Annotated in this window: 5 protein-coding genes; 1 reads left to right on the top strand and 4 read right to left on the bottom strand. The window is 41.5% G+C overall.

Going from position 1 to position 8,313, the window contains the following annotated elements; genetic code table 11:
- Positions 1-33 precede the first annotated feature (33 nt).
- From AC6I5A_RS06540 to AC6I5A_RS06525, 4 genes are all read right to left on the bottom strand, one after another.
- Positions 34-807 (bottom strand): hypothetical protein, encoded by a 774-nt coding sequence (locus tag AC6I5A_RS06540; RefSeq protein ID WP_034613281.1) that lies wholly within the window; start codon positions 805-807, stop codon positions 34-36.
- Positions 808-1,447: 640 nt separating this feature from the next.
- Positions 1,448-2,131: a response regulator gene (locus tag AC6I5A_RS06535; RefSeq protein WP_034613278.1), complete on the bottom strand. Its 684-nt coding sequence runs from the start codon at positions 2,129-2,131 to the stop codon at positions 1,448-1,450.
- 384 nt (positions 2,132-2,515) lie between these two features.
- The gene (locus tag AC6I5A_RS06530; protein WP_497900553.1) at positions 2,516-2,926 is read right to left on the bottom strand and encodes a hypothetical protein; all 411 of its coding nucleotides are present in this window, start codon (positions 2,924-2,926) and stop codon (positions 2,516-2,518) included.
- A 108-nt stretch (positions 2,927-3,034) separates the two neighbouring features.
- Positions 3,035-4,339, bottom strand: coding sequence for a DUF4368 domain-containing protein (locus AC6I5A_RS06525; protein WP_497900552.1), 1,305 nt, complete (start codon positions 4,337-4,339; stop codon positions 3,035-3,037).
- Here AC6I5A_RS06525 and AC6I5A_RS06520 point away from each other — a divergent pair.
- Entirely contained in the window at positions 4,333-7,545 is a 3,213-nt protein-coding gene (locus tag AC6I5A_RS06520; RefSeq protein WP_497900554.1) for a type I restriction endonuclease subunit R, read from the top strand. The genes AC6I5A_RS06525 and AC6I5A_RS06520 overlap by 7 nt on opposite strands.
- The last annotated feature ends 768 nt before the right edge of the window (positions 7,546-8,313 follow it).

Raw genomic sequence — 8,313 nt, 5'->3', positions numbered from 1 at the left:
ATTACATAGTAATATATATATGTGTTTTTTCATTTATACTTCCCCCCCAAAGGTATATAACTTAGAATTATCAAGAATAAAACCTCTATTAGAGTATTGCTTGTTAACTTTTAACGAGGTCATATTTTTCATTTCTTTTTTTATTTTTATCCAATATTTATCATACTCGCTAGTAATGTCTGAATTTAATGTGTACTTATCACTTTTTAAGTCTCTCAATTCTCCTTTTTTTATTCCAGTTTCAATTGAATAGTCGTAGGCTTTTTTAAATGTTACGATACGGAAGGCATTGTAATATTCGTAAGTATTCCAATAATCCTCCATACTCATATTTGCTGCTGTGCAAAAATTATTAATAAATTTTTGAAATTCTTCTGTTTTTTCAAATACCAATCTTTCGGATTTAATAAAATCATCAATCTCGTTTTTTGTTGGTAGAACATTATTTTTTATCGCATAGCTCATAATTAATTTTTCTTCAACTAAAATGTTAAAAATGGCTTTATCATCCATATCTCCAAATCCGGCTGCCTGATTAATGCCTTTTCTAAATTCGATTTCTGCAATAGATATTGGTAATAGATCAACATTTGAAACTACATCTTCGTAATTCACCAACTTATTTTCTACTACTTCTAATGACTTAGAAAGTAATTCAGGATTATTCTTAATGAATTCACCACCTAGTTTAATATATTCTTCTACGCTTTTTTTCTGGTCAGCATAATAATTTTGATATGATATACCAATAGATACTGTAATTAAAAGTGTAGTCAGAGCGCCTACAACTAGTAACTTTTTGATCATTTCATTTCCTCCTTATAAATATACATTTGAATGGGATAGATTAAATAATTCTCCTTCCTTTCTCTCTATCTCCCTTCACAAATATCCCCAGTAGGTGTAATATAAAAATCACCTACTATTTTGCGTAGGGGGCTAACGCCATCAGATCTATGGTACTTTGCGGGTATGATGATCTGATGGCATCTCTATTTTAAACAGCAACTGCCATTCAAAAACTAATAGTAGTTGCAAATATTATAGAGTCTACTCAACCATTTATCCTTTAACCTTTATTGGATATTTTTGAAAAACTCGGGATGCATTGACGGTTATACGAATTGTTCCTACTTCCTATAATAAACAATTATGTCCTCATGTGACTAAAAGCTGATAGATATTAGCTCGGCGTATATAACTGTTAATTTGTTGTCCCGCCCTAGATCAGTATATCGTAAATTGATAAACTTTGCCCCCGTAGTTTTACTAGGTTAATTCCTAATATTTTACAACAAATTATTCCTTACTTCGACTTTCCCTGCTTTTAAACGGTTATGAGTTATTATTTTGAATAAACACTCTCGAAGAGGTCTTTAACCTGAACTATCAAAACTCAAGAGTTTCAGACAACAGAAAACTTCTAAATAATATAAAGATGAAGGATTTAGCAATTGCTAAATCCTTCATCTTTATATCTTAAGACTGCTTCCAAACGTGTGTTCACCTTTAATTTGAGAAAGATATTTCTAACGTGAAAATCAACTGTCCGTACGTTAATGCCTGTGACTAAGGCAATCTCTTTGCTACGGAAACCTTGTGATACTAATTCAATAATTTCTATTTCTCTAGGGGTTAGAAGGTTACATGGCTTTTTTTCGTAGTTAACTGGAATATGTACGTTATTATCATTATTTTTGGATTGAAGTAAATTCTCTAAACCTTGCGACAGATAAACCTCACCATCATAAACTGTTAATATCCCCTGAATTAATTCCTTTACTGAACATTCTTTAAGTAGGAAACCATTTGCCCCTTTACTTAGAGACTTAGTAACGTAACCCTTGGGATTATGTCCGGTCATCATAAGAATCTTAACTTTTGGTTGAACCTTTTTTATCTCATCTATTAAATCCGTCCCACAGATATCTGGGAGCTGAATATCTAACAAAACGACGTCAATCTCAGTTTTACTAAAAAAGTCCAGACAACTTATCCCGTTCTTGGCAATTCCAACTACCAAAATCCGGGGTTCAAAAGATAATAACGCGACGGTTCCTTCTGCAAAAAGCAAATGGTCATCAACTACTAGAATTTTTACTTTTTCTAATTCCTCAGAATTGAAAGACACTTCAATTTACCTCCATCTAGAAATAGGCTCTCGAAACTTTATTTATAAGAAATTTGAGACTATGGTTCCCACTACTTAACCCAGTTCGATTCTATTTTAAACTTAATAGGAAATCAACTGGTTCGACAGGATTTGCCATTTTTTCTTGTTTCTATGGTATTATTAGGACAATTATAAATCCCGCCCGAGAATTAAAGCAAATGTCTCATAAAAAATATTCTGATATGCTAAAATCTTATTTTTCTTCTTACATATTAAAAGTGAGATGCAATAAGCCATAAATAAGCGATTTACTTCTCTCTATGATTAAAAGGTATGGATAGGACAAAATTTTGTAGAAATAGGAGCACCACTAATACCGATACCCCCGTACTTAATTAACTGTTATTCCTCTATTTCCTCCACCCTCCACCCACTCTTTAACTGAAATACAAAATGCGTTGGCGAGAAAACTTCAATCTCCTCAACCAACGCATTAAATATTTGTTCATCAAATTCCTCAAGCAGTGAATCCCAGCTATTTATAGTCTTTAGGATTTCGTCAAACCTTTGCTTCAACCCATCCTTCAAGTCATTTACCTTATCGTGTTCAAGCCTTTTCTTTCGGAATTCCTCCAATTCTTCAGAATATTTTTTGTACTCTTCATTATAAACCTCGGAATCAACATTATTATTAACCTGAAAACTAATAAACCTTTTTAGCTCATTTTTTAATTCATCTAATCGTTTATCCGAAGCTTCAGTTCCTCTAATCAACCAGATTCCCTTTGAGCAATGCTCTTCGTTCTTTCTCATCTTAAACCTAATTAAATATTTCTCTGGAAATGATCGGGGGGGGTGTTCGTCTTATGGTAATACTTTTAAGGCAAAAATTTAGCGACCTCGTCATTTCCGACAGAGCCGCTATTCTGTGATTTCCTCGCTTACGTCGCCTATGAAATTGTAGATGATTCGTACCTCTTGCCGTTGCTGGCCGTCGACCTTTTCAGCTTGCCCGACGATGATTTTCTCAATCAGCGTTGCCGCTATCTCTGGGGTCAACTCCGTTATATCGGTAAATTGCCGTACCAGTTTTATGAACCGTTCCGCACTGTCGGTCTTTTCCTTATCCTCAGCGATGGCAATCCGCAGTTGCTCACAATGGGTGCGAATTTTTGTTTGTTCCGTTTCAAAGCCATCGAGCATTTTGGCAAACCGCTCTGCACTGAGGTCTCCGACCACCTTGTCCTCGTATAGGCGGTTGATGATGCGGTCAATTTCATTTAAACGTGCTTGCCCCTCGGCGAGTTCTTTCTCGTTCTTGCGGAGAGCGTCTTCACCGCTACGCCTTGTTTTCCGCTCCACCATTTTCACGAATTCGTCCTCGTGCTTCTGGGCGAAAGCCGTGACCTTACGAAGGTGGGTAAGCACAACCGTGTCCAAATCATCGCGCCGAATGTAATGGGTCGAGCAGAGGTTGTAGTGCAGGTGGTATCCGCACATATAGCACCCACTGTGGGATTTTAGCCTCGGTGTAGGCTTAAAGTACAACTTATTCCCGCAAGTATCGCAGTAGAGCAATCCGTTCAAGGGGCCTTTGTCGTAGACGTTGACCTTCCTGTGCCGCCCGCTTTCCCTTATCCTGTGAGCAGTCTGCCAAGTTTCTTCATCTATAATGGCTTCTTGCGTATCCCGCGTGATTATCCACTCGCTTTCGGGAAGTTGTATGCTTTTCTTGTTTTTGTAGGATACTTTTTCACGTCGGTAACTTACGGTATGTCCAGCATACTCATAGCGGTCGATAATCATAATGATTGACCCTAAGTGCCAGAGTTCAGGTAACTCGTCCAAGTTAAGGCGTCTGCCGTACCTGTACAGCCCAAACTGCATCATGTGCTTGGCGGGCGTGTCTATCTTGCGTCGGCTCATCTCTTCGGCAATTTGTTTGAATGTCATACCTCCCATATAGAGCTTGTAAATCTCGCGCACAACCTCAGCGGCTTCCTCGTCGACCACCCACTTTTTGGGGTCATCTTCCGACCGTTTATATCCATAGGGTACATTACCCGTTATATGTTCACCTGAGTTTGCCCTCGCCCGCATACCTGCTTTCACCTTTTTGGAGATGTCGCGGCAATACCATTCATTGATAATGTTGCGGAACGGTGTAAAATCGTTATCGGCTGTATTCGTGCTGTCTACGTTATCATAAACAGCGATGAATCTCAAAAAGAGATGTTCTGTATACCGATGATCTTGCAGCCTTTTTGAGCAAGACAAACCCGGATCTGAAGGAAGATGAAGTCAGTCAGCTCGTTGACAATGTTCGTCTTGTGGGTGCTGAAAGCGACTTTGCAACACTGCACAAGGTCTATGGCTGGATGGTTGACGGTGTTCAATATACTCCGCATAGCGGAATAGCCAGAATGGTATCGCTCATTGACTTTAAAAACCCGGACAAAAACAAAAATATCTTCCGGGTCGTCAACCAGTTTGTAGTTGAATACACCAATAACGGCAAAAAAGAAAACCGCAGACCGGATGTTCTCTTATATGTCAATGGAATGCCGCTGTGCGTCATTGAGATGAAGAATCCTGCAGATGCCAATGCCACCATTCATGAAGCTTGGAAGCAGGTCAATATCCGTTATTGGAGAGATATTCCGCATCTGCTGCACTACTGTCCCCTGGCTTGTATATCCGATGGCGTGAAAACAAGACTCGGTACGGTTCGCACTCCCTATGAGCATTTTTATTCCTGGCGCAGAGTAAATGACGGGGACAGGGTGTCTACGATGCCTTTTGCGGAAATGGAGAACATGATAAAGGGCGTTTACAGCCCGGCAAGATTCCTTGAGATATTCCGTGACTATGTCTATTTTCAGGACAGTATTTATGACCGCAACGAGGTTGAAATCGTTTGCCGTTATCCGCAGTTCTTTGCGGCAAGATTGCTTAAACAAAGCATCGCCAAATCCGTTGTGGAGAAAAGCGGCAAAGGCGGCACCTACTTCGGTGCGACCGGTTGCGGAAAGACCTATACAATGGCCTTCCTCGCTCGTCAGCTTGCTCTTCGCTGCACAGATATCCCGGAAATCGGTTCGCCGACAATCGTTATGATTGTTGACCGGGAAGAACTTCAGAAGCAAGGTGCAAAGCTCTTTACAAAGAGTAAGGAATTCCTGAATCTCGGTGAAGTCTCGGTTGTTCAAAACCGCGCGCACCTGAGACAAGAGCTGGGCGCACGCCAGAGCGGTGGTTTCTATATCTGCACGATTCAGAAATTCTGCGACAGAGAGGACGATAAAATCGGCCTCATCAATAACCGGCAGAACATTATCTGCTTTTCTGATGAAGCGCACCGCACCCAGTTGGAGCACTCCAAAAAGATTCAGTTCAGCAAGGACGCTGACGAGAACATGAAGGCTATGGTGTCTAAGCCATATGCCAAAGTGCTGAAAGAAGCGTTCCCTCAGGCAACCTTCGTGGGATTTACCGGCACACCGATTGCAGAAACCTACCAGACCTTCGGTGAAGAGATTGACCGTTACACCATGGATCAGGCCGTTGCGGATGGACTGACAGTTTCCATCAAGTATCATCCCCGCATTGCGAAGGTCTTGCTTGATAAGGAAAAGGTAAAGCAGATAGAGGCCTATTACAAGATCTGCGCCGATGAAGGCGCAACCGAAGAGGATATCGAGGCAAGTAAGAAGGCCATGAGTTCTATGGAGATCATTCTCGGAGAACCTTCCCGGCTTGAGCAGCTTGCCGTGGATATCCATGACCACTATACTGCCGCTTGCAATGAAGATCCAGACAGAGTTCAAAAGGCCATGATTGTCTGCTCCAGCAGACCGATTGCCTATGCTTTGCTCAAGAAGTTCAAGGCAAAGTATTCGGAATGGTTTGAAGAGAAGAAAGTGGCGGACGGAGTATCTGCCACTGCCGAAGAACTGAGGGAACTTAAGCCAATGCCCTTCATGGCAATGGTTACGAGTGTCGGTAAGAACGACGAAGCCGAAATGTACAATTATCTCGGCGGCGTTTCAAACGATAAGCGTTCCGGAGACCTGGATGCAGCCTTTAAGCAGGAAAAATCCAATTTCCACGTCGTTATCGTCGTGGACATGTGGATCACCGGCTTTGATGTTCCGTCCCTCACTTATATGTACAACGATAAGCCCCTGAAGAAGCATATGCTGATTCAGACAATCAGCCGTGTCAACCGGAAGAATCCCGGCAAGGATTACGGCATGATTGTGGATTATATCGGCATACGTGAAAACATGCGTGAGGCCATGAAGGTGTACGGGGGCGACACATCCATCGCTCCTACTGCGGATGATGTTGAGCAAGCAACCGGCGTGTTCAGAGAGGAATTGACCATTCTGAAGACGCTGTTTACGGATTATGACTTGTATCCGTTCTTGAACCCGAATTGCGACCCCGTCAAGCGCTATACGCTTCTTGCAAAAGCTGCGGAGTATGTATTCGCTTCCACGCAGGAATTGCAAGCTGAAGGCAGCAAAGGTTCTCAGACGGTATCCTTTAAGACCTACTTTCTAAATACAGTTAAGAGGATGAGATCCGCTTTCGATATTTGTCAGCCCTCCGGTGAACTTGGTGAAGAAGAATCCGCCCTTGCCCAGTGCTTCATGGCTATCGCCGGTTTTGTCCGCAAGATGAGCGGAACAAGCGATGTCGATGCCGATACCATGAACAAGGCCGTTGCCAGGATGGTTGAAGAAGCATTGAAATACAATGAGGTCGAAAGTGTACTCGAAAGTGGTGAGCAGGAAGATATCTTCAGTCCTGAGTATTTTGAGAAACTGTCTGATGTGAAGATGCCAGCCACAAAGCTAGAGATGCTGGTTAAAATGCTCCGCAAGCAGATCAAGGAATATGGCAAGATCAATCAAGTTGCTGCGAAAAAATTCCAAGAAATGCTTGAGAAAACGATTGAGGAATACCACGAGCGGCGCAAGAACCTTTATTCAGAAGAAGCTGGGGTGACTCAAGAAGAAGCTTCTGATGACATTATCAAAAGCGCAACAGAACAAGCCCTTGCTATCTTGCGCGAGATGAATGCCAATAAAGAGAGTTTTCGCAAAATAGGACTTACTTTTGAAGAGAAGGCATTCTACGATATTTTAGTATCTCTTCGTGACCAGTACAATTTCGAGTATGGCAACGATAAGTCTGTGGACGGCGTTGTCATCAACGACAGGTGTAAAGAGCTTGCAAAAAAGGTCAAGGAAATCATCGATACCAAATCATCCTTCGCTGACTGGCTCAACAATCAGAATGTTCGCGATCAGCTCAAACTTGAGATTAAAATCTGCCTTATCAAGAACGGATACCCGCCGCAGTACAGCCCGGAAGTATTCAGCAAGGTGATGGAGCAGGTCGAGAACTTCGAGGAAAACAATTGATCATTGAATTACAAAGGCAGAAACCAAGAATGCATGGAGAAGCCCCATAACGCTGAAAAAGCCTGTTATACAGCGGATTTGAATACCTCTACAGGGCAAATCCCTAGAGGAACATTTAGGGCTGACCAATCAAGATATTGTATGACTTGTTTCCGAGAACGGATAAACGCTATTAAAAACGTGGACATGTTTACACGCACGGATAGAGCTCACAAAACCATGATCGACGTATTCCTTTATATGAAAATCAGCCAAAAACATACCCGACATCAATCTGATGCTATCGTTCCACGTTGAGACAGTAGTATTGATGTCAAAAGTGGTGAAACGAGTGTGTAAAAAAGCCTATAAATAAAGGGATTTTAAGTTTTGTAGGCTGGAGCCGGAACTTGAAAATCCCTTTTTATCGGTTCGCGGGGATATGTCACCAAGAAGGCAGATTTGATAGTTAGGTGGATAGATTAGATGCTCGTGCTTGGTGACAGAACAGATTAGATGTTAGTCTCACGAGTAAGCAGATTAGATGGTTTTTGAATCAACATTCGCAGACTTCATATTTTATTACCATAAGACTAACACTCGTGAGTATTATTCACATACCGCAGCAAAGCTGCAGACAATAAAAATAAAATAGCCGTTCCTCAATAAATCGGCAACTAAATTGCCAGTCCCAAGATATCGGATGATATAATGGGCAGTGGTAAAACACTGAATGCGAGGTAACGGCTATATGAAGAGTATAAATAATTATCACGATCAAATCAAGGG

The organism is Desulfosporosinus sp. Tol-M2, from assembly GCF_059735615.1.
Note: the sequence above shows the minus strand (reverse complement) of the source record. Positions and strands in the feature narration are given on the sequence as shown.

Coding starts and splice junctions, on each gene's coding strand:
- AC6I5A_RS06540 (WP_034613281.1), bottom strand. CDS start 807: ATGATCAAAAAGTTACTAGTTGTAGGCGCTCTGACTACACTTTTAATT.
- AC6I5A_RS06530 (WP_497900553.1), bottom strand. CDS start 2,926: ATGAGAAAGAACGAAGAGCATTGCTCAAAGGGAATCTGGTTGATTAGA.